Origin of the sequence: Streptococcus sp. HMSC065H07 (assembly GCF_001837325.1) — a bacterium.
Classification (GTDB): domain Bacteria; phylum Bacillota; class Bacilli; order Lactobacillales; family Streptococcaceae; genus Streptococcus; species Streptococcus salivarius_H.
This window is the reverse complement of the sequence record NZ_KV832026.1, coordinates 67,872-88,423: the sequence shown is the minus strand read 5'-3', so window position 1 is coordinate 88,423 and position 20,552 is coordinate 67,872. Positions and strand designations below refer to the sequence as shown.

Genomic DNA, 20,552 nt, shown 5'->3' with positions numbered 1-20,552 from the left:
TTAGTCTTGCCAAGTCTCTTGATTTTCTTTGAATTTCTTCAAAAGTTGAAGTCCATCTGCTGTGATGTAGCCTTGAACTTTAGCGACTTTGATCAACTCAGTGTAGTTTGAAAGAGTAACCAATTTCACACCAGCATCCGCAAAGTTTTTCTCAGCTTTTGGCAATTCATAAGTAAAGATAGCCACAACACCGATAACATCAGCCCCTTCACGCTCTGCAGCTGCTACAGCATCAAGTACTGAACCACCAGTTGAAATCAAGTCTTCAACAACAACCATTTTTTCGCCTTTAACCACACGACCTTCGATTTGGTTACCAGCACCGTGATCTTTTGGTTTGCTACGGATGTAGGCAAATGGAAGGTTCATCTTGTCAGCGATAATCGCACCATGAGGAATACCAGCAGTTGCAGTACCTGCAATCACTTCTACTTCAGGGAATTCTTCCTTAATCTTTTCCACAAAACCATTTTCAATAAGTGTACGAGTTTCTGGATAAGACAATGTAATACGGTTGTCTGTGTAGATTGGTGATTTGATTCCTGATGCCCATGTAAATGGTTCTTCGGGTTTAAGGTAAACAGCCTTGATATCGAGCAAGTCAGATGCGATTTGTGATGCTAATGTCATAATTATTATCCTCCGTAAAGCGTTTTCTATTCTTTATTATAACCTAATTCCATCTATTTTCCTATGAAATAAGGTCTTTTTGAAAATTTATTGACCGTTCCATTGGGCCTTGATGTCGTGATAAGCTGCTACTGGATCGTCAGCTTGTGTAATTGGACGACCAACAACAATGTAATCTGAACCAATTTGACGGGCATCGGCAGGTGTCATAACACGTTTTTGGTCACCAACTGCTGCTCCTGCTGGACGAATACCAGGTGTCAAACAAACGAAATCTTCATTTGTTGCTTCTTTGATTTTTGCTACTTCATGTGCTGAGCAGACAACACCATCAAGACCTGCTTCAGCAGTCTTTTTAGCATAATGAACCACAGATTCTTGAAGTGTGGTTTGGATATTTTGGAAATCACGCATCTGCTCTTCAGAGGTAGAGGTCAACTGTGTTACAGCAATCAAGATTGGACCATCTCCCAAGCCTTCACGCGCAGCCTTCATCATTTCCACACCACCAGCCGCATGCACATTAGTCATATCAACGCCAAGGTTAGACAAGACACGCATGGCTGATTTCACAGTATTTGGAATATCGTGAAGCTTAAGGTCAAGGAAAACACTATGGCCAAGCTCTTTAACGTAGCGTACAATCTCAGGCCCAGCAGCATAGTAGAGTTCCATACCAATCTTCACATAGAGCTTTTCATCAGCAGGAAACTTAGTAAGGAAAGCCTTCACATCCTCAAAGGTCGGGAAATCAAGGGCAATAACAGGACGATTTTCTCTCATTTCTTATATCCTTTCACACAAAAAACCTCCGCCAGTCAGCGAAGGTTGCACGAAAACAGGGCAGTCACTACCCTTTAGTGATGCCGTAGCATCTCAGTACACCTTTCTCGCCTCTCTGGACTCGATTAAAGGTTCAGTTCAATTTGTTTTATTATAGCGCTTTTATAAGGGAATGTCAAAGGGGGATGAAAGTAATTATACCTTTGTTAAATTCCTTAAAAATGCTATTTATCTTTTATTTCCCCAACAAGTCTGTTCGAACTTCCTTACGCAATTCTTCAAGTGTTGTGATGCCATACTTGTCCATGACTTCAGGGAGTCGGTCAATGATTTTAGGGCAGGCATATGGATCTGCGAAGTTGGCTGTTCCGACACCGATGGCTGAGGCACCAGCGATGAACATTTCGATAGCCGCTTCGGCACTGTCGACGCCACCCATACCGATGATTGGAAGGTCTGACGCTAGAGCAACTTGGCGGATTAGTTTAAGGGCTACTGGGAAGACAGCTGGTCCTGACATACCACCTTGGCCATTGGCAATGATAGGTTTGCGAGTCGCCAAGTCATAGCGTGTACCGACCAAGGTGTTAATCATGGTGAAACCTGTCGCACCGGCATCTTCGACTGCTTTGGCGACACTTGTGATGTCAGCCACGCTTGGTGTCAGTTTGACATAGACAGGCACATCAGAGTGAGAAACACTGGCTTTTACTGCCGCATAGGCAAGCTCTGGGACTTGTCCGATGAGAAGGCCGTTATTGCCATGGTCCACGTTTGGACATGAGATATTAAGCTCGATTGCCTTGACGTTACTTGCTTTGGAAATCTTGTGAGAGACTTCCGCATATTCTTCGTTAGAAAATCCAGCTACATTGGCAATGATTGGTAGTTCAGGATAATGCTCCTGCAACCAAGGAAGTTTTTCAGACAAGACAGCATCAACACCCGGATTTTGCAGTCCAATGGCATTAAGCATGCCTGATGGTGTCTCTGCCACACGTGGCGTAGGATTCCCAAAACGTGGGTTGGCAGTCGTTGCCTTAATCATGATTGACCCTAGTTTGCCCAAATCATAATACTTGGCATACTCTTGACCAAAACCAAAGCAACCAGAAGCTGGAATAATGGGATTCTTCAAATCGAGCCCTGGAAGGCTGATAGCTAATCGATTTTCTGATTTAATCTCTGACATGGTAACCTCCTAGACGATGACTTTTCCGGTAGGGAAGACTGGCCCTTCCTCACAGACACGAAGATTTTTGGCATCTGATTCTCCTTTAACGTGAACCACACAGGCATAGCAAGCACCCATACCACAGGCCATGCGAGCTTCCATAGAAACATAGGCATGAGGATGATTTTCAAACTTGCTATCTACATATTTAAGCATGCCTGGAGCTCCGCAACTGTAAACGGCATCTGGAGTCCAGTCAAAGCCATCAATGACCGTCGAAACGTAACCCTTGATACCGTATGAACCGTCATCAGTGGTCACATAAACATCACCACAAGCTCTGAGCTTGTCCTCCAAGATGACGGCATCCTTATTGGCAAAACCAATTACCGATACGACTTCCACACCTTTAGCCTTCAACTGCTTAGCTGTCTCAACCAAAGGTGGTACACCGATACCTCCACCAACTAGGAGGGCTTTCTGCCCAGCCTCAATAACGGAAATATCAAAACCATTTCCCTGAGGCCCCATGGTATCAATGGTTTGACCAGCTACCATCTTAGACAGAATGGCTGTTCCCTCACGTTCCACACGATAGACAATGGTTGCCTCTTTCTTGTCGTAGTCAATCTCTGAGATGGAAATCGGACGACGAAGGAGCTTACTTGGGTCTGGCACCTTGAGGTGGACGAACTGACCAACCTGCATATCCGTAACCATCTCTCCCTTTAGTACCATCTCAAAAATACGAGGGGCAATCTCACGCTGACTCACAATGGTTAAATCTTCAACTAAAATCATGACAACCCTTTCTAAACTGCAAACTGTCATCAAAAAAACCTCGCCACATGGCAAGGTCGCACAAAAAATTACAGGAGAACCCTGTTTTTTCACCAGTCCGACCTTTCAAGCCTCGCTGGACTCATTTAAAGGTTATTTTGTGATTATTATAACCGTTTTCAAGGGAGATGTCAAAGGAGAAAAGAAAAAACCAAAGCTTATAAAATTAAGCTAAGGTCTCTCTCATCTATGATTAGGACATTTGTTTGATAAGTGGTCTATCATTTTGCAAGTTAACATAGGTTGTTGTTTTTTTCTAACATCAGGCGTTAGGACTTCTTGATAAAAGGCTCAAAATAGGATTATTTAAACAATCTGTCATATACCATAGTATGAGCCAACTGCTGACCATCGCCACCCAACAGATCAACCAAGGCATAAGCAAAGGCTAATGCTGTTCCAGCACCACGACTTGTAACAATATTACCATCCACGACAACTAAGTCAGTTTGATGCTCACCAGATGCAATTTGTTCCTCTACGCCAGGGAAACATGTGAATTTACGCCCTTCAAGAAGACCAGCACGTTCGAGAACAATTGGTGCAGCACAAATGGCAGCAACGTATTTTCCAGCTTTTGCTGCCTCTTGAAGAGAGGCAATCAAAGTTTCGTTGTCGCGTAGATTAGTTGATCCAGGCATACCTCCAGGAAGGACCACCAAGTCATAATCCGCAAAATTGCCATCAAATACGCCATCCATCGCAACTTGAATCCCATGTGAGCCAATCACTGACCCACTTTCAAGTCCAAGCATGCTACAGTCAAATCCAGCTCGGCGGAAGACATCCACTGGGCTCAAGGCTTCGATTTCTTCAAATCCGTCCGCAAATACTACTGCTACTTTTGTCATGATATACCTCCAATTTACTTATCGCATGATTCTATTACGCCTTAAATTATAGCAGTTTTAGAAGCAGGAAACAAACTATAAAAACGGACTTTCAGCATGAAAAAAGACAGCACAAGGACTGTCTTTGTCATTTTATCTAAACAAACTTGCTAGGATCCACAAGAGATAAATATGGGTTGGGTAGAAAATATAGAAGAAATTCTTATTACCACTACCACGCTCACCATTATAGAAATACATAGGAATCGCAGCAAAAACCATCATCCACTGCACACCTGTCGGATCAAAGAGATGGGCAATCACTGAAATAACAGCTAAGACAATGATTTGAGCGATGCGATTGGTTCGGAAGATATAGAATAGCAAACCAAGAATAACCATCACAAAGCCACCCTCAACCATGATAATACTTGGAACTAGTGACAAGATAAAGGCAACAATCTGCACAAGGAGTGGGTTTGCATGTGGCGTTTCAAATATGCCTGCAAGAATTACAACTGGAATAGATGAAAGAATCGGCAAGAGAAAGACACCAATCCCTTGAATCAACTCCTTGTTCGATTTATCGCGAAGCCCCTTAGCCAACAAATCCCAAGAACATATAAAAATCCCTGTAATAAAGAAGGTTGAGAAGGCATTATTGGTTAAACCGATACTACCATTATGAAAAATACTACCAATGATGGCGTTGCCAATGGTCATAAACCAACTCATGTAAAGCAACCGCCTGAGAAAAGCCATACGATCGTGTGTATAGTGAAAACTATCAGCAGCAAGAAAGAGGAAAATCGGGAAAGCCAGGCGTCCCAACATCGTCAACCATATAGGTGCCCCCATACTCCCGAACATCTGATAGATTTGGTCCAAAAACGTAAGTGCAACAGCTAGGTATTTCAAATTAGTCGCATTGCATATCTTTTTTATATCGTTCATTTAATGCTCCTTTAATTTTCAGCATATTAAATGATACCACAAGTCAGATATAAATTCAAAGGTATTTATGATCATTTAAGAAAACTAGGATTTCTAAGTAACAACCCATATATTTTTTCAGTATTTCTATTTCTAATTTATGTAACTTGCTCCTGAAATATCTGATTCAATATTGTTATTCCGAATTTCCACAAATCTCATTGAACAATCTCTAACAAAGTTTATTTTTTGTTGACCTATTTTTAAAATTATATTATCTTTTCCAAAAATAACATTCACTAATATTTTACCATTACCTTCGGATGTCTTTTTAGAAATATAAATTTTTTGAGAATAAAAGCTATTATTTTTTACTTCTTCAGTAATTTTTAATTTTGAATCTGGAAATTTAATGATTTTGTCGTTTATTTGATTATATTTACTACCAAATCTTATAAAAAGATTATTGTTTAAATCTTCCAAAATCATAATATCAACATCTTTAGAAATAAATCTAATTGGCTTCTTATTTGTTGTATAAAAATAGTAAACACCTCCAACCTCAAGCTCTCCTCGAAATAAGAAACCGAATGTTATAAAAATTACAATAATTGCGACAAATATTTTCTTAGGAACTTCAAATGATTTAGCTTTTACAAATCCTCTTTGGAATAATTTTATTATTTTAATGAAGAATAAAATGGCTCCATAGTATAAAGGAATATAAATGTCAGTGCTTGAGAAACTTCCATATATTAATTCTGTTAACATAATAAAAAGCATCAGAATCAATGTTAATAATATTAAAATAAGAGTTATTAAAAAAACCTTGAGGAAAAATATAAAAAGATCATCTCTTATTTTAATTATCATGTTTAGAAAAATAGTGACGACTATCAATAATGAAAATATAAGCAGAATAATTTTAATTCCAAGTGGATTGTATAAATATAATAATATAGAATGATATACGTTATTTATAATATTAAGTGTAGGATCACCTATATTTGAAATACGTACAACAAAAAAAGTAAATAATAAAGGTAAAATTATATAATTAAAAATTTTTGATTCCATAGAATCACTATTATCTATAGATAAATAATCATCAATAGATTCTTTTAAAATTTCCTTAATAAATTTTTTTCATCTACTGTAATATTTTGTTTTTTATATCTAATTAACCTTTTTGTTAAATCATTTTTTATTGATAGGCTCAATATACATATCAACGATATGACAAGTAATGTAATAATTAAATAAAGTTCTCTTCTTTCCATAATCCCTCCAGTTTAAATATATAACTCGACAAACAATTATATCTTATTGAATTATTATGAGTCAATATTCTTTCGAATAGTTAACTGAAAATTTCAGGGTTCTCACTTCTTTTTCTCTACATAACTTTTCTCTTCCCTCACCAAGCATTTCTACTCCCTTTATGCTATAATGGTTAGGCAATCTTTACGTTCATAACGTATGCAAATTATTTAAAAATATCTAACTAAACTAGTAAGCTCTGAAAATTTTTTGAAATAACTTTTTTGCGAGCAGAGCGACCAATTAACCGAGACTTTCCGCCGTGTTAAAAGCGCCTGAAACCTTTTAGTTTCAGGCGCTCGGAATTTTTGAGAGTAAAACAGTTCGGGGAACTGTTTTAGCCTGAGCCTAAAAATAAAAAAGCGAAGGGGCTCAAAAACAATTGAACACGGGCTGCGGATTGTGTCAAAAAGACAAGTTCTCCTAGAATCTAAAGATTCTGCGTCAAACTTCCTATTTTGACTTTATCCGCATATGCCCTTTGTATCTTTATTAGTCATGGAACTTTGTAAAAGTTCGCTGACGTCCGCCAACACCTAAGGAAAGTCTCACAGAAAATTTTATTTTTAAAATAAAACAAGTATTATCAATAATAAGAAAGGAAGTACACCATGTCTTTTGACGGCTTTTTTCTTCATCATATGACCACTGAGTTACGTGAGCAGGTACTTTACGGGCGTATCCAGAAAGTTAATCAGCCTTTTGAACGTGAGTTGGTCCTGACCATTCGTAACAATCGTCAGAATTACAAGCTTCTGCTTTCGGCTCACCCTGTCTTTGGGCGTATTCAGACGACCAAGGCTGACTTGCCAAATCCACAGAATCCAAATACCTATACCATGATTATGCGGAAATACCTTCAGGGAGCGGTTATCGAGGATATCCAGCAACTGGAAAACGACCGTGTCCTTGAAATTTCTGTCTCTAACAAAAACGAAATCGGTGACAGCGTTAAGGTTACTCTTGTTATGGAAATCATGGGGAAACATTCCAACATTATCCTGATTGACAAAAACGAGAGCAAAATCATCGAGTCTATCAAGCACGTTGGTTTCTCACAAAATAGTTACCGTACTATTCTGCCTGGGTCTACCTACATCGCTCCTCCTAAGACGGACGCTAAGAATCCTTTTGATATTCCAGACGAAAAACTCTTTGAGATCCTACAGACTGAGGATTTGTCAGCTAGAAACCTTCAAAAACTTTTCCAAGGTTTGGGGCGTGACACGGCCAATGAATTATCAACCTTACTTGAGACTGATAAACTCAAGAATTTCCGTGCCTTCTTCAATCGTGAAGTAGAGCCAAACTTAACGGCTAAGGCATATTCAGCTGTAAGATTCTCAGATAGTCAGGACCAACCTGAGTTTGAAACCCTGTCAGCCCTATTGGATTACTACTACTTGGACAAGGCGGCGCGTGACCGTGTGGCTCAACAAGCTAGTGATTTGATCCACCGAGTGCAAAATGAACTGGAAAAAAACAAGAAGAAACTTGTTAAACAGGAAAAAGAGCTTGCTGCGACTGAAAATGCTGAGGAGTTCCGTCAAAAAGGTGAGCTTTTGACCACCTACCTTAGTATGGTGCCAAACGACAAGGACAGTGTCGAGCTAGACAACTACTACACTGGTGAAAAGATTACAATTCCACTAAATATAGCTCTAACACCTAACCAAAATGCTCAGCGTTACTTCAAGAAATACCAGAAACTCAAGGAAGCTGTTAAGCACTTGACTGGTTTGATTGAGGAAACCAAGCAGACTATTGACTATTTGGAGAGTGTGGAGTTCAGTCTTTCTCAAGCCAACATGGATGAAATCGAAGATATTCGTGAGGAGCTTGTTCAGGCTGGCTTTATGAAGCGTCGTTCAACTGACAAGCGCCACAAACGTAAGAAACCTGAACAGTATCTAGCTTCTGATGGTAAGACCATTATCATGGTTGGTCGTAACAACCTGCAAAATGAGGAGTTGACCTTCAAGATGGCTAAAAAAGGTGAGCTCTGGTTCCACGCCAAGGATATCCCAGGTAGTCACGTGGTTATCAAGGACAATCTTAACCCAACTGACGATGTCAAGACTGATGCGGCTGAATTGGCAGCCTACTACTCTAAGGCACGTCTATCAAACTTGGTTCAAGTCGATATGATTGATGTTAAGAAACTCAACAAACCAACAGCCAGTAAACCTGGATTTGTAACTTATACGGGACAAAAGACCTTACGTGTCACACCGACTGAAGAAAAAATTGATAGTATGCGGATGAAGTAATCTGCTTTATAAAATCAAACTCTCTTGTTTTAGAAACGAGAGAGTTTTTCTATGTCTTCATTAGATCAATTTCTTTCGTTGATGAATGGGATTTTCTATTGATTTTCATTACATTTTTTCGGCGACTGTGCTAAACTATAAGGGTAATTACCTATATTAAAGGAGACTTTCAGCATGAAGGCTCTTATGTCATATACGAGTTCTGTTTTAGAATGGTTAGGGCGCTATGTTGGGCTCTTAGTCTTTGGGCTATTATTTGTAACTGCTTTGTTCATTCGCACGACCATGATGACAGGATATTTTGAGTGGGCGGAGATTAGTAGCGTTCCTTGGTATGTTCATGTTTCAGGTGGGGCCATTCTGCTTTTGACCCTTCTCTGGCCCAAGATCTTAAAGGAACTGACAACAAAGCAGATTTTCATCTTTTTTTCCGTTTGCTTTGTGAGTTTTGGCCTACTTTTGATTTTTCTTACCAGTTTTGCTGGTCGAGACGATGCAGGTACTGTCTTTAAAGGGGCGGTCCAGTTCAATGCTGGCGACTTCTCCTTAATAAAACCAGGAGCCTACTTCTACCGCTATCCGCATCAGTTGGGGTTGCTCAGTTTTGAACGCTTGGTTCTCTATCTGATTCCTTTACCAGTTATCTCTGTTTTCTATGTATTGAATCTTGGCATGGTCATTGGTATGAACTATGCTACTTGGAAAATCACGGATGAACTGTTTACGAGGCCTTTAGTTAGTCGTTTGGCTGTCATCATGAGCTTTGGTTTCTTGCCTCTAGTCTTTAACATTATGTTTGCCTATGGACTTATGTATGGGTTGTTCTTTTCTAGTTTTGCCATTCTCTTCTTTCTACGTTACTTAAGACGTGGTAAGGCTAGGAATGCGATTATTTCAGTGGCCATGCTATCTTTAGCCTACTGGGTAAGGAGCAACAACATCATTCTCATTATTGCTCTATCTGGTATTCTAATACTCTTAATGCTTAGAGAAAAACGGTATCGCTATTTACTTTTAGTTTTGGCTTTCTTTGCCTTTCCTTTGACCTTGCATAAGGCGACGACCAGTTACTACGAGATTACCACTCATCAAAAAATTCCTGGAACACCTCAGATTGCTTGGCTGGCCATGGGCTTACAGGACAAGCCTGATTCTAAACGCATGCCAGGATGGTATACCGGTTATGTCCGTGACATTTACGCCAAGAAAAAGGGCAATATCGAAAAGATTGAAAAAAGTGCCAATCACCTTTTTGATAAGCGTGTTCAGTATCTCCTAGCACATCCCGATGAAGCCAGTTGGTTTTTCAGTACCAAGTTTATCAGTTCTTGGACAGAGGGAAGCTTCCAGTCCATCTGGAATGGCCCAAGTAAAGACAAGTTTCAGCCTTTGTGGAATAGGTTTGCGACTTCCATCTATCACGATGGGACCCTGCATCTCTTTTTCGTAACCTATATGCAAGGCTATCTCCTAGTCCTATATCTTGGTGGTGTGTTCTACTACGCTTTCACTTATAAACGAATGGGGGACGGAGCAACGTTGGGACTTTATGCCTTTCTCTATCTCTTTGGGGGTATCCTCTTCCACCTCATATCTGAGACTAAAAGCCAGTACACCCTACCTTATATTTACTTACAGATTCCAATGATTGCGGCGGGCTACAACCATATGACACAAATACTTAGCCGCTATCTTAAAAATAGGCGAAAGTCATCCTAGGATGGCTTTTTGTCATTGTTTCACAATTACAATCTTGTTATAATAGTTCTATGAAAAATTCGTCAGTTGATCTTTTACGAGGCCCTATTTTGCGGTCTCTTTTAATCTTTGCCCTACCAATTCTGATATCCAATATTTTCCAGCAACTCTATAATACTGCGGATGTCATGATTGTGGGACGTTTTCTAGGGCCAGATGCTTTGGCTGCTGTGGGTGCTTCTTCTGCTATTTTTGATTTGGTTATCGGATTTGCCTTAGGTGTTGGAAATGGTATGGGGGTTGTTATCGCTCGTTACTATGGTGCCCAAGACTATAGGAAACTTCGTCAGTCTGTTGCGGCCACTGTTGTTATTGGCCTCGGCTTAAGTGCCTTGGTTATGATTCTAGGACATTTCGGCCTCTATCCTTTGCTAAGATTTTTAGGAACGACTGCTTCTATCATTGGGCAGTCCTACCAGTATATTTCTATGATTGTGTCTTGTGTTGGGGTAACTTTGGGTTATAATCTGTGTGCAGGTCTCCTCAGAGCAGTTGGTGATAGTCTGACAGCCCTCTATTTTCTGATTTTTTCAGCTCTGGTCAATATCATTTTAGACCTTTTCTTTATTACACAACTCCATCTTGGTGTTCAATCAGCAGGCTTGGCAACGATTATTTCTCAAGGACTTTCGGCAATTCTCTGTCTTTACTATATTAAGAAAAAAGTGACCTTCCTTCTTCCAAACAAGTCAGACTTTGTTCTTGATTTAAGTCTTTATTTGGACCTTTTTGGACAAGGCATGGCCATGGGACTCATGAATTCCATTGTTTCTATTGGGACTGTGACCTTACAGTATGCCATTAACGGCTTTGGCCCTCTCATCATTAGCGCTCAAGTCGCGGCAAGACGGATTATGTCCTTTGCTGTTCTACCTTTGACCTCACTTGCTGCCGGGGTGACTACTTTCACCTCTCAGAACTTCGGTGCCAAACAGTTTAAGCGCATAGTAGCTGGGTTAAAGCAATCTTGTCTTGTTTCTATAACTTGGTCTGTCATAGCTTGTGTCCTCCTCTATGTAGCAAGCCCCTTCTTAGCTAGTCTTATCTCTGGTTCAGATAATGCTGTGATTATTGATAATGCTAGTCGCTACCTTCGTATCAGTTCTCTCTTTTATCCTATTTTAGGAATGCTCTTCATCTTTAGAAATAGTCTGCAGGGTCTAGGTAAGAAACTGACACCTTTAACCTCTAGTTTCATTGAGCTTTTGGGAAAAATTCTTTTTGTTCTTTTGGTCATTCCTTCTATGGGCTATCTTGGCGTTATCCTATGCGAGCCCTTGATTTGGATCCCCATGACCATTCAGCTCTATTTTGCCTTAAGAAAACATATTAAACGCTTGTTTGTCACTTAAACTTTTTTGAACATAAAAAAACGACCGTCATGGTCGTTTTTAGTTTAATTTAATCCCCATTCATCAGAGATTTGTTTCATAATAGCTTCTTGGGAGACAATCCCAAAGCCCAGCATGTAAGTTGAGTAATCAGCATAGATGACCTTGTTATTTTGAACAGCCTTAAGGCTAGTCCAGACAGGGCTATTTTTAAGTTTGTTATCTAGGAGTTCTTGAGAATCTGCTTGAACAATCAGGAGGTCCGGATTAATGTCTTTTAGTTTATCTGGATCGATAACTTGGAACATATCATCTGGATTGAAGGTTTCCGCTCGATTGAAATGATAAGTATCATAGAGATAACCAAAATGCCCGTAAGCATAATAACGGATGTCATTGTCAGTCACGCGCAGATACATGAGTTTTTGGTTGCCAAACTTGGCTTTGACATTCTCCGCGAAAACGGCCTCCCTAGCATCCAATCTATCGAGGTCCTTCTTCATCTCATCACGTTTATCGAAGATTTCCGCCACCTTTAATGATGTTTCGTGATAGTCCCAATTTTCATCTGTATTGATTTGGTAGCCAACAGTCGGTGCAATCTCAGAAAGCTCGTCGTAGAGGTCCTCCTGCTCTCCTGTCATAAGGATTAAATCCGGTTTTAACTCAGAAATCTTATCCAAATCTGGATTCGCCTGCCAACCAACTGAAACCACTTTGGCATCCTTGTATTGTTTCTTAAAGAGGGTTGAAAATTCTTGACTATCAGCTTGGCCAGTTGTTGCACCTACAGGAGTGATATGGAGAGGATCCAAGATTTCACCATAGAGGTTGTCGAGGATAACGATACGTTTAGGAACTTTTTTCAACTCTGTCGTACCAAAATCATGGACAATCGTCTTCTCCTTAAAAGTCTGACTTATTTGATTTGACTCTGCATTATGTCCAGACGTCATGTCTGGCAAGTAATATAGTAAAAGACCAGATATGATGGCCAGAATAGCTAATAAATAAAGAAGATTTATTTTTTTCATGGCAACTCCTCGATAAGATCGGATTAAATCGTTACTTTAAAGTTATCTTAAAACTTCTTTAATGTCAATCACTACTTGTTAGTTTAAGCAAAGAATAGTTGATTCTGTAATATTACTGATTTTAATAATAGATTGTTTTGAATGTTCCATAGGTAGAGCAATATTTTGGAAAATTAATCTATGTTATAATGATAAGTAACATTGGAGGGAAATTATGTTAAATCAGCTTTCATTTAAGGGACAATGGAGACAGTACCAACAGCGTGTTCTCGATAAAGCCGAAAGCTTTATGGATGATGGAAAGATTCACTTAGTTGCTGCTCCCGGTTCCGGAAAAACGACCTTGGGAATTGAATTTATAAAACGTTTTGGTAATCCAACTTTAGTTTTAGTTCCGACAGTTACCATCCGTCAACAATGGGTAGATCGGATTAAACGAGCTTTTTTAAGTGATGACAATCTAGTAGAACAACTCATTTCACAAGATTTAAAAAAGCCGAAAGTCATTACAGTGGCAACCTACCAAGCTTTACATAGCGCCATGAATCAGGGTGTGGGTGAGAGTCTCGTTGAAGATACTGATGATAATGCTGAACAAGAGCATTTAGATTTTCAAGGGTTCGATGTCCGAAAAACTTTTGGGGACCAAGATTTAGGGACTCTTTGTCTGGATGAATGCCATCATTTAAGAAATGAATGGTGGAAGAGTTTAGAGAGTTTTCAAAAAGCTTTTCCAAATATAAAGATGATTTCTTTGACAGCAACACCCCCATACGAGGGAGAACCTGCACTTTGGGAACGTTATATTAGCATGTGTGGTGAGATTGATGAAGAAATTACAGTGCCTGAACTTGTTAAGGAAGGGACGCTCTGTCCTCACCAGGACTATGTCTACTTCGCCTTTCCAACAAAGGAAGAACGTGCACAATTGGACCGGTTTGATAAGCAGAAACTTAACTTTCTAACTAAATTGTCTAAAGATATAAACTTTTCGAACACTATTCAGTCTAGTCCAGCACTAAGTGGCCAAATTGGCTATGATGACCTATTGGCTAATCCTAAATACCTTTCCGCTACCCTGATTTTCTTACGGTCTAAAGAATTGCCTTTTCCTCAACGTTTTCAAGAACTTCTCTCTGCAAAAACCTTGCCAACTTTTACGCTTGAGTGGTTTGAAACCTTGCTTAATGGCGTGATTTTCCAGGTCCCAAATTGGTATGGATTTACCGAGGAAGCCTTTAATCAGCTAAAAAGTAATTTGAAAGCAAATGGTCTTATCGAGAGAAATCAAGTTAAACTTATCCGGAATAAGAAGCAAGATGTCCTGCTTAATCAATCATTGGGAAAACTCAATGCTGTTAGAGATATTTTTAAGGCAGAATACCAGTCTCTAGGAGATAATCTCCGTCAACTTGTTTTGACAGACTTTATACGTAAGGATTTTCAAATTCATCTAGGCGATAACAGTGCACAATTTACACAACTAGGTGTGCTCTCTTACTTTGAATCTATTCGTAGAGAAATAATTGAACAGTCCTGGACGGTGCCTGTGGCTGTATTGACAGGAAGTTTAGTGGTTATTCCAACTTCAGCTAAAGAACATCTAGAGCGACTCATTCCTAATTCTCGTTTATCCTTTGATGTTATTGGACAGTTGAGCCAAGAAGACTATCTTAAGGTGAGTGTTTCTGGTTCTCAGCATGATCTAGTGACTGCCCTTACCCAACTTTTCCAAGAAGGACATATTCAGGTGATTATTGGAACCAAGTCTTTATTGGGCGAAGGTTGGGATGCCCCTTGTGTTAACTCCCTTATTTTAGCTAGTTTTGTTGGAAGCTTCATGCTAAGTAATCAGATGCGAGGACGTGCCATCCGTGTCTGGCCAGACAATCCTAATAAAACGAGTAATATCTGGCATTTGGTTTCTATAAATTTATCACCTAGGAGATGGTTTGATTTTCAAGATGAGGAAGAAAAATTCAATGAGACATTAGAGCTGCAGTTGTATGCACTTAGTCCTGACTTAGATTTGTTAGATCGGCGTATGACACAGTTTCTGGGCCTCCATTATCAAGAGCCTACTATCGAATCTGGTATTGACCGCCTTGACCTCAATCAAATAACTTTTAGCCGAAAGGGTCTAGAAAAACTTAATCAAAATGCCATTACACTATCTCAAAAACGTCAGGAGCTAAAAGACCGTTGGCAACAAGCCTTGCCACTATACGAAGATATGGAAGTGGTCAACCAAGTTGAGGTCGACAAACAATTTCTACCGTTGGTATACCTTAATGATTGGATGAAGGTCTTACTTATTTCTCAAGCCTTTGCTGCCACTTATTTTATCATTGATGTGACAAGATACTTTATTGTTGGAAAGCCGTTTGTTCATAGTCTACCAATACTTCTACTCGCTCTTCTTCTACTAGCTGTCTTCTGGGGAAGATATTTTATCTATAAGAGCCCCTATAAACGTTTGGAAATTTTTGGTAAAGCTATCCACCAAGCCCTGCTGGATTCAGGTCAGATTGAGACTAAAGAATCTGCTCCTAGAGTGGTAAAAGACAGTAAACAAGCGATTTATAACGCCATCTATCTCAAGGGTGCTAGCATGAGGGAAAAAGAAATCTTTGCTCAGACTATGACTGAATTTTTCGCTCCTATCGAAAATCAACGCTATATCTTAAAGGCTTGTCACAAAGTGAAGGACCAAACCGAATTTTTTGCCGTTCCAATTATGTTTGAAAAGCGAAAGGCAGATGCAGAGTCTTTCCTCCGACATATACAAAAAAGCCTAGGAAAATATGATCTTATTTATACGCGAAGTGTTCAAGGTCGTCCTATTCTCCTAGAAGCCCGCATCAAGGCACTTGGAAATAAGCAAGAACGAACAGTTACACATAAAAAAGTCATGTCAACTTTAGAATGATAGATAGCCCTAACCACTTTAACCGTTTTTATCATGCATGATATTATAAACCAACGACACTATATTGGAGAATTCTATGACACTCACACATATTTTTTTCGACCTAGATGGTACCCTGGTTGATAGTTCTGAGGGTATTCACAATGGTTTTGTTCAAACTTTTGAAAGACTTGGCCTTCCTGTTCCTAGTGACCAAAAAATTCAAAGCTTCATGGGGCCTCCCCTCGAAGTTACTTTTAGAGAAGAAATTAGCGAGGAAGGTGCTGCCCAAGCTGTTCAACTTTATCGTGATTACTATGGCACTAAAGGACAGTTTGAAGCCCACCTCTACGACGGTATAAAAGAAATCCTCGAAAAGCTGAATCAAAATCCAAATAAGAAAATCTATATCACGACTTCCAAAAATGAGCCTACTGCTCTGGAAATGTGTGAGTACCTTGGCATCACTGAGTTTTTTGACGGCATCTATGGGGCCACACCTGCTGCTTTCCATAAGGCTGACGTCTTGCAGCGTGCTATTACTGAAAATAATGCAAATAAGGACCAGTCTGTCATTGTTGGCGATACCAAGTTTGACATGATTGGCGGAAAAACAGTTGGTATCAAGACCTTGGCCGTTACCTGGGGATTTGGGACAAATGAAACCCTTTTGGCAGAAAATCCTGATTTTGTAGCTGACACTCCGCAAGAACTTTGGGATATTTTGAGATAAAGCTTGGAAAACGAAAAGAGCAAGATTCTTTAATCATGCTCTTTTTGTCGCTTGTCATCAAGAAAATCTTGCCAAAGCCTTTTAAAATCATCTTTAATAAATTAAAAACCGGTAGTGGTCTCAAATAACATTCATTTTACTATTCTCATCTTTAATTTTCATCTTCTATTACTAGATTCTCATCCCCATAAAAGACGACTTTCCCATCTTTTACTTTAAAAGAATAACTGATTGAATCATGATTCTCATCCTTGGTATTGGAATAAAAGAAATTATATTCACCATTCGGAAGATCACTAGCATCTAACTTTTTAGCCGCATCTTTCATATCTTGTTCTTTGACTGATGCATTATCATCAATAAAGATAGTCATATAAACCAACTCTTGATCAATCAAGGTTTGGTATGGAATTTGATAATAACCAGCAAAGTCCTTCTTACCTTCCTTAAGATTTTCGGAGGCAATAGTATCCAATATTTTTCCCTTTTCATCATGACTGAAATAAGATAGAAAACTAAAAAACCTAATAGGAAGACCGAGATTTTGTTTCTTCAATTGTTTTTCAATTTTCTTCTCAACTTTTTTAACAGATTTCTGTTCCACAAATACTTCTTTATAGTGTAAAAATTGAATACTGTCATGAGAATCAGATGACCTATTTTCAGGAATAGCCCTATTATTCTCTTCCAATTTTATTGTTTGCCCATCGTAGGTGTTCTCAGAATAGGTATAAGATACGTAGTAAGTTGGACTTTCTAGTGGAGTCCAATGTAAGTCAGTGATGGTAACTTTGCCATGAAGACCCACTTTGTTACAATCTTCGATGATGATTCGCTTAATTTTTATGTAATCACTAGGCATCATCACCTTGCAACCCGTCAAAACCAAAACTGATAGCAGCAAGGGAATCAAGAATAGAATGCGATAGATTTTCTTTTTCATAGCTCTACCTCCTATAGTGGTGTATAACTAGGGATAGAAATATAATTAAGACTTATCATTCCTCAAGCTAGTTATTTTTTCGACCTTTCATCTTTAATCATCATCTTCTAATACTAGATTCTCGTCTTCATAAAAAACGACTTTCCCATCTTTAACTTTAAAATTGTAATCGACTGAATTATTTGGTCCATCTTCAAAATTAGATTGATAGAAACTATATTCACCATTTGGAAGGTTACTAGCATCTAACTTTTTAGCAGCATCTTTCAAATCTTGTGATTTAACTGATGCATCATCATCGATATAAATGACCATCTCAATCAACTCTTTATCAATCAAGGTTTGGTATGGAATTTGATAGTAACCTGCAAAGTCCTTCTTACCTTCTTTGAGATTGTCTGAGGCTAAGGTATCCAGATTTTTCTCCTTTTCATCATGACTGAAGTTAGATAGAAAACTAAATGAACTAATAGGAAGACCGAGTTTTTGTTTCTTCAATTGTTTTTCAATTTTCTTTTCAACCTTTTGGACAGATTTCTGCTTCAAAAACGATTCCTTATATTCTGGAACATTGCCATAAGAGTCACTTGACCTGTCTTCATAAATAGCCGTATTTTGCTCTAATACTACTTTCTGGTTATCGTAAGTTTTCTCAGAATAGGTATAAGTCACGTGGTAAGTGGGTATTTCTAAGGCTGTCCAATATAATTTAGTGATAGTAACCTTACCATGCAAACCCACTTTATTACAGTTCTCGACAATAACTCCTCTGACCTTGTTATAATCACTAGACTTCATCTTTCTGAACCCCATCAAAAACAAGGCTGTAAATATTACGAGAAATAAAAGTAAACAATGATTGATTTTCTTTTTCATAGCTCTACCTCCTATAATCTAAAGCTAACAAAAGAAAGACAAGCGACTGTTAAAATCCATTTTCTGAATATATGTATAACATTACTCAATTAATGTAAACGATTACATTATCTTATCTTTATTTTAACATTCTTTACATGAAATGTCAGATGAAATTGGATTCGTTCTTTTACTTCTCTTCTTTGCCAACCCAATCATTGTATTAAAAAAATCTAGTAGACAGCTTCTTCTAGAATCTTTTGTATTCTTATCAACTCATTTCCCCCACAAGAAAGCAATTAGAGGCTTATCAACCAAGGCCGTTTCATGGAGTTTACTGTGTTGGCCGTTAGGACCTGTGATTTCCTTTTCTTGGTAGGATTTGACATGACCTTTAAGCAGATAGGCTAGGGATTGACTGGATAGATTGGTCACGCGCTCATCACTCTCTTTACCTGTATTGCCATAGATGTTGAGGACTTCAACTTGTCCTTGAGGATAGTTGTCTCCAAGAGACAAGAGCTCTTCATATGACTCGGTCATGCTAGTTGGCTTTCCTTCGCCATCTAGAGAGTTATTTTCCAGTTCATTCATGCCGATGATCCCGTTAAAGTGACCAGCGATATCCACTTGTTTGACCAGCTTAGGTAGAGTCTTATCACTGCCGTGTTGGAGCATATAGTAGACGATGGCCATATTGCCGTATGAGTGACCAACCATATTCATCTCAGTAATTCCGTAGTTATCTTGGAGAGCTTTGACGACAGCGTGGGCATAGTCTCCCTGGTCCTGAGTGCTAGCACCTCGATTATTGTCAAAATTGACTAGGACAATTGGATTAACAGCATCCTTAGGAATGTTCCCGTTAAGAGAGACGTCTCCATCTTCAGCCACATTGGCTTCAATAATGGTTTGTGTCACACCAGCTTTTTTAGCCGCATTAGCCATATGTCTTTCCGCACGACTGCTTGAGCCCCAACCATGGAAAAAAATGGTCGGACGACTTGATTGAATAAATGTTTTTCTTGCTTCTGCTTTTACGGCCTGCGCTTGGTTTTGGGAAATAAAATACCAACCACCTACACAAACAAGACCAAACATTGCTAAAAGACTGAAAATAAGAGCTTTTTTCTTCATAAATACCTTTCCGATTTGCTTTATAAAAGAGCAAGATGTTCCCAAACTCTTTTACTAGCAATACTAATTTTAAGCTAGTTCATCTTACATATTTTCTTTGATGAAACGATTCATCTCTTTAAATGGAATCACATCCAACTTATCGTAAAGTTCTGCAAATGGGAAGTTTGAACCAAGGAAGAGAACTGTGTCTGCTTCAAAGACCACTTCGTTGGCTGGTTTCCAACCAACACGGTATGCAGAACCTGTCAACCCTTCGTAGTTCCATTCGAAAACTTCAAAGTTTTTACCAGTTGTGATGATTGGCGCTTTAATCATGCGTGACAATTCAGTGATGATATCACCAGCACCAACTCCACCGAAACCAGCATAGATCACTGGGCGTTCCGCATTGTTCAAGATTTCAACAGCTTTGTTGATTTCCACTTTATTCAAAGCAGGAGCGACGAAGCGACGTTCGTAAGAACCTGATCCGTAGTATGAGTTTTCGTCGATTTCTTGGAAACCGAAATTTACTGGAATTTCAACGACAGCTGGATCTTTTTTAGAAACAGCAGCACGGCAAGCTTCGTTAATCACTTTTGGCAATTGTTCTGTGTAATCGACACGTTTGTTGTAAACAGCGATACCGTTGTACATTGGGTTTTGGTTGAGCTCTTGGAAATCATCCATGTTAAGCTCGTCTTGAAAATAAATTTATTCTGACTATTCTCATGAAAACGATTAAAGTACTAATTTAACACAAAGATATTCACATGTATAAGGATTTGCTCAGAGATGCTCAATCCCTATTACATAACAGATGCTGAATTTGAGAAATTCTCACAAACTATCTTATAATAGGATATTTTATTATAATTTGCAAGCACCTCTAAGGCTTGTAGCTGTAGGAAATCGAACAAAAAGAGGCTGGGACAAAAGTCCTAGCCTCTTAATTGTTTTTGGATTGTCGAGCAAGACGCAGTGGTTGAGTAGGCTCTACTACGCTAATTTCATTAGCTTTTACAGCCCTACTCAACTGTGCGGAGGTGAGACGACAAAATCGAATTCTAACGAATTACCGATTTCTGTCC

At 39.0% G+C, this 20,552-nt stretch carries 17 protein-coding genes and 1 pseudogene; 6 read left to right on the top strand and 12 right to left on the bottom strand.

All coding sequences use genetic code 11. From position 1 onward, the window contains the following. From pyrE to HMPREF2637_RS03565, 4 genes are all read right to left on the bottom strand, one after another. Nucleotides 1–630 carry an orotate phosphoribosyltransferase gene (pyrE, locus tag HMPREF2637_RS03580; RefSeq protein WP_004182503.1) on the bottom strand — a complete coding sequence of 210 codons (630 nt, stop codon included), beginning with the start codon at nucleotides 628–630 and terminating at the stop codon, nucleotides 1–3. An 87-nt stretch (nucleotides 631–717) separates the two neighbouring features. Further along, entirely contained in the window at nucleotides 718–1,413 is a 696-nt protein-coding gene (gene pyrF / locus HMPREF2637_RS03575; RefSeq protein ID WP_070839112.1) for an orotidine-5'-phosphate decarboxylase, read from the bottom strand. Between the two features lie 235 nt (nucleotides 1,414–1,648). Beyond that, nucleotides 1,649–2,605 (bottom strand): dihydroorotate dehydrogenase, encoded by a 957-nt coding sequence (locus HMPREF2637_RS03570; RefSeq protein WP_070839109.1) that lies wholly within the window; start codon nucleotides 2,603–2,605, stop codon nucleotides 1,649–1,651. A 9-nt stretch (nucleotides 2,606–2,614) separates the two neighbouring features. Then, nucleotides 2,615–3,388, bottom strand: a complete 774-nt coding sequence (locus tag HMPREF2637_RS03565; protein ID WP_070839106.1) for a dihydroorotate dehydrogenase electron transfer subunit — start codon at nucleotides 3,386–3,388, stop codon at nucleotides 2,615–2,617. On the opposite strand from HMPREF2637_RS03565, the gene HMPREF2637_RS03560 reads away from it, so the two are divergent. Further along, on the top strand, nucleotides 3,387–3,602 hold the full coding sequence (locus HMPREF2637_RS03560) for a hypothetical protein (RefSeq protein WP_070839104.1): 216 nt from the start codon (nucleotides 3,387–3,389) through the stop codon (nucleotides 3,600–3,602). The genes HMPREF2637_RS03565 and HMPREF2637_RS03560 overlap by 2 nt on opposite strands. 127 nt (nucleotides 3,603–3,729) lie before the next feature. Here HMPREF2637_RS03560 and HMPREF2637_RS03555 read toward each other — a convergent pair whose 3' ends face one another. The 3 genes from HMPREF2637_RS03555 to HMPREF2637_RS03545 all read right to left on the bottom strand — a co-directional run bounded on the left by HMPREF2637_RS03555 (nucleotide 3,730) and on the right by HMPREF2637_RS03545 (nucleotide 6,267). Further along, complete coding sequence (locus HMPREF2637_RS03555) at nucleotides 3,730–4,278, bottom strand: DJ-1 family glyoxalase III (RefSeq protein ID WP_070839102.1); 549 nt, start codon at nucleotides 4,276–4,278, stop codon at nucleotides 3,730–3,732. 132 nt (nucleotides 4,279–4,410) lie between these two features. Further along, the gene (locus tag HMPREF2637_RS03550) at nucleotides 4,411–5,211 is read right to left on the bottom strand and encodes a TraX family protein (RefSeq protein WP_070839100.1); all 801 of its coding nucleotides are present in this window, start codon (nucleotides 5,209–5,211) and stop codon (nucleotides 4,411–4,413) included. A 132-nt stretch (nucleotides 5,212–5,343) separates the two neighbouring features. Continuing rightward, complete coding sequence (locus HMPREF2637_RS03545) at nucleotides 5,344–6,267, bottom strand: hypothetical protein (RefSeq protein WP_070839098.1); 924 nt, start codon at nucleotides 6,265–6,267, stop codon at nucleotides 5,344–5,346. Nucleotides 6,268–7,121: 854 nt separating this feature from the next. Here HMPREF2637_RS03545 and HMPREF2637_RS03540 point away from each other — a divergent pair. From HMPREF2637_RS03540 to HMPREF2637_RS03530, 3 genes are all read left to right on the top strand, one after another. Continuing rightward, nucleotides 7,122–8,780, top strand: a complete 1,659-nt coding sequence (locus HMPREF2637_RS03540) for an Rqc2 family fibronectin-binding protein (RefSeq protein WP_070839096.1) — start codon at nucleotides 7,122–7,124, stop codon at nucleotides 8,778–8,780. A gap of 174 nt (nucleotides 8,781–8,954) precedes the next feature. Next, nucleotides 8,955–10,499, top strand: a complete 1,545-nt coding sequence (locus HMPREF2637_RS03535) for a hypothetical protein (protein WP_070839094.1) — start codon at nucleotides 8,955–8,957, stop codon at nucleotides 10,497–10,499. A 50-nt stretch (nucleotides 10,500–10,549) separates the two neighbouring features. Continuing rightward, on the top strand, nucleotides 10,550–11,890 hold the full coding sequence (locus HMPREF2637_RS03530; RefSeq protein ID WP_070839092.1) for an MATE family efflux transporter: 1,341 nt from the start codon (nucleotides 10,550–10,552) through the stop codon (nucleotides 11,888–11,890). 44 nt (nucleotides 11,891–11,934) lie between these two features. On the opposite strand, the gene HMPREF2637_RS03525 is transcribed toward HMPREF2637_RS03530, so the two are convergent. Further along, entirely contained in the window at nucleotides 11,935–12,903 is a 969-nt protein-coding gene (locus tag HMPREF2637_RS03525) for an ABC transporter substrate-binding protein (RefSeq protein ID WP_070839090.1), read from the bottom strand. Between the two features lie 214 nt (nucleotides 12,904–13,117). On the opposite strand from HMPREF2637_RS03525, the gene HMPREF2637_RS03520 reads away from it, so the two are divergent. Both HMPREF2637_RS03520 and HMPREF2637_RS03515 read left to right on the top strand, forming a co-directional pair. Then, a complete protein-coding gene (locus HMPREF2637_RS03520) occupies nucleotides 13,118–15,832 on the top strand; it encodes a DEAD/DEAH box helicase family protein (RefSeq protein ID WP_070839088.1) in 2,715 nt (904 codons plus the stop codon). Nucleotides 15,833–15,908: 76 nt separating this feature from the next. Continuing rightward, on the top strand, nucleotides 15,909–16,544 hold the full coding sequence (locus HMPREF2637_RS03515) for an HAD hydrolase-like protein (RefSeq protein WP_070839086.1): 636 nt from the start codon (nucleotides 15,909–15,911) through the stop codon (nucleotides 16,542–16,544). 151 nt (nucleotides 16,545–16,695) lie between these two features. On the opposite strand, the gene HMPREF2637_RS11495 is transcribed toward HMPREF2637_RS03515, so the two are convergent. The 4 genes and pseudogenes from HMPREF2637_RS11495 to HMPREF2637_RS03495 all read right to left on the bottom strand — a co-directional run. Next, nucleotides 16,696–17,487 (bottom strand): hypothetical protein, encoded by a 792-nt coding sequence (locus HMPREF2637_RS11495; protein ID WP_256315782.1) that lies wholly within the window; start codon nucleotides 17,485–17,487, stop codon nucleotides 16,696–16,698. 93 nt (nucleotides 17,488–17,580) lie between these two features. Continuing rightward, nucleotides 17,581–18,363, bottom strand: coding sequence for a hypothetical protein (locus HMPREF2637_RS11490; protein ID WP_141760014.1), 783 nt, complete (start codon nucleotides 18,361–18,363; stop codon nucleotides 17,581–17,583). Between the two features lie 255 nt (nucleotides 18,364–18,618). Next, a complete protein-coding gene (locus tag HMPREF2637_RS03500) occupies nucleotides 18,619–19,479 on the bottom strand; it encodes an alpha/beta hydrolase (protein WP_037599911.1) in 861 nt (286 codons plus the stop codon). A 96-nt stretch (nucleotides 19,480–19,575) separates the two neighbouring features. Next, a pseudogene (locus tag HMPREF2637_RS03495) lies at nucleotides 19,576–20,163 on the bottom strand (pyruvate oxidase); the annotation flags it as partial. Between the last annotated feature and the right edge of the window lie 389 nt (nucleotides 20,164–20,552).

What these genes read in the sequence shown, in the direction of transcription:
- pyrE (WP_004182503.1), bottom strand. Translation starts at nt 630, where the DNA reads ATGACATTAGCATCACAAATCGCATCTGACTTGCTCGATATCAAGGCT.
- pyrF (WP_070839112.1), bottom strand. Translation starts at nt 1,413, where the DNA reads ATGAGAGAAAATCGTCCTGTTATTGCCCTTGATTTCCCGACCTTTGAG.
- HMPREF2637_RS03570 (WP_070839109.1), bottom strand. Translation starts at nt 2,605, where the DNA reads ATGTCAGAGATTAAATCAGAAAATCGATTAGCTATCAGCCTTCCAGGG.
- HMPREF2637_RS03560 (WP_070839104.1), top strand. Translation starts at nt 3,387, where the DNA reads ATGACAACCCTTTCTAAACTGCAAACTGTCATCAAAAAAACCTCGCCA.
- HMPREF2637_RS03565 (WP_070839106.1), bottom strand. Translation starts at nt 3,388, where the DNA reads ATGATTTTAGTTGAAGATTTAACCATTGTGAGTCAGCGTGAGATTGCC.
- HMPREF2637_RS03555 (WP_070839102.1), bottom strand. Translation starts at nt 4,278, where the DNA reads ATGACAAAAGTAGCAGTAGTATTTGCGGACGGATTTGAAGAAATCGAA.
- HMPREF2637_RS03550 (WP_070839100.1), bottom strand. Translation starts at nt 5,211, where the DNA reads ATGAACGATATAAAAAAGATATGCAATGCGACTAATTTGAAATACCTA.
- HMPREF2637_RS03545 (WP_070839098.1), bottom strand. Translation starts at nt 6,267, where the DNA reads ATGGAATCAAAAATTTTTAATTATATAATTTTACCTTTATTATTTACT.
- HMPREF2637_RS03540 (WP_070839096.1), top strand. Translation starts at nt 7,122, where the DNA reads ATGTCTTTTGACGGCTTTTTTCTTCATCATATGACCACTGAGTTACGT.
- HMPREF2637_RS03535 (WP_070839094.1), top strand. Translation starts at nt 8,955, where the DNA reads ATGAAGGCTCTTATGTCATATACGAGTTCTGTTTTAGAATGGTTAGGG.
- HMPREF2637_RS03530 (WP_070839092.1), top strand. Translation starts at nt 10,550, where the DNA reads ATGAAAAATTCGTCAGTTGATCTTTTACGAGGCCCTATTTTGCGGTCT.
- HMPREF2637_RS03525 (WP_070839090.1), bottom strand. Translation starts at nt 12,903, where the DNA reads ATGAAAAAAATAAATCTTCTTTATTTATTAGCTATTCTGGCCATCATA.
- HMPREF2637_RS03520 (WP_070839088.1), top strand. Translation starts at nt 13,118, where the DNA reads ATGTTAAATCAGCTTTCATTTAAGGGACAATGGAGACAGTACCAACAG.
- HMPREF2637_RS03515 (WP_070839086.1), top strand. Translation starts at nt 15,909, where the DNA reads ATGACACTCACACATATTTTTTTCGACCTAGATGGTACCCTGGTTGAT.
- HMPREF2637_RS11495 (WP_256315782.1), bottom strand. Translation starts at nt 17,487, where the DNA reads ATGAAAAAGAAAATCTATCGCATTCTATTCTTGATTCCCTTGCTGCTA.
- HMPREF2637_RS11490 (WP_141760014.1), bottom strand. Translation starts at nt 18,363, where the DNA reads ATGAAAAAGAAAATCAATCATTGTTTACTTTTATTTCTCGTAATATTT.
- HMPREF2637_RS03500 (WP_037599911.1), bottom strand. Translation starts at nt 19,479, where the DNA reads ATGAAGAAAAAAGCTCTTATTTTCAGTCTTTTAGCAATGTTTGGTCTT.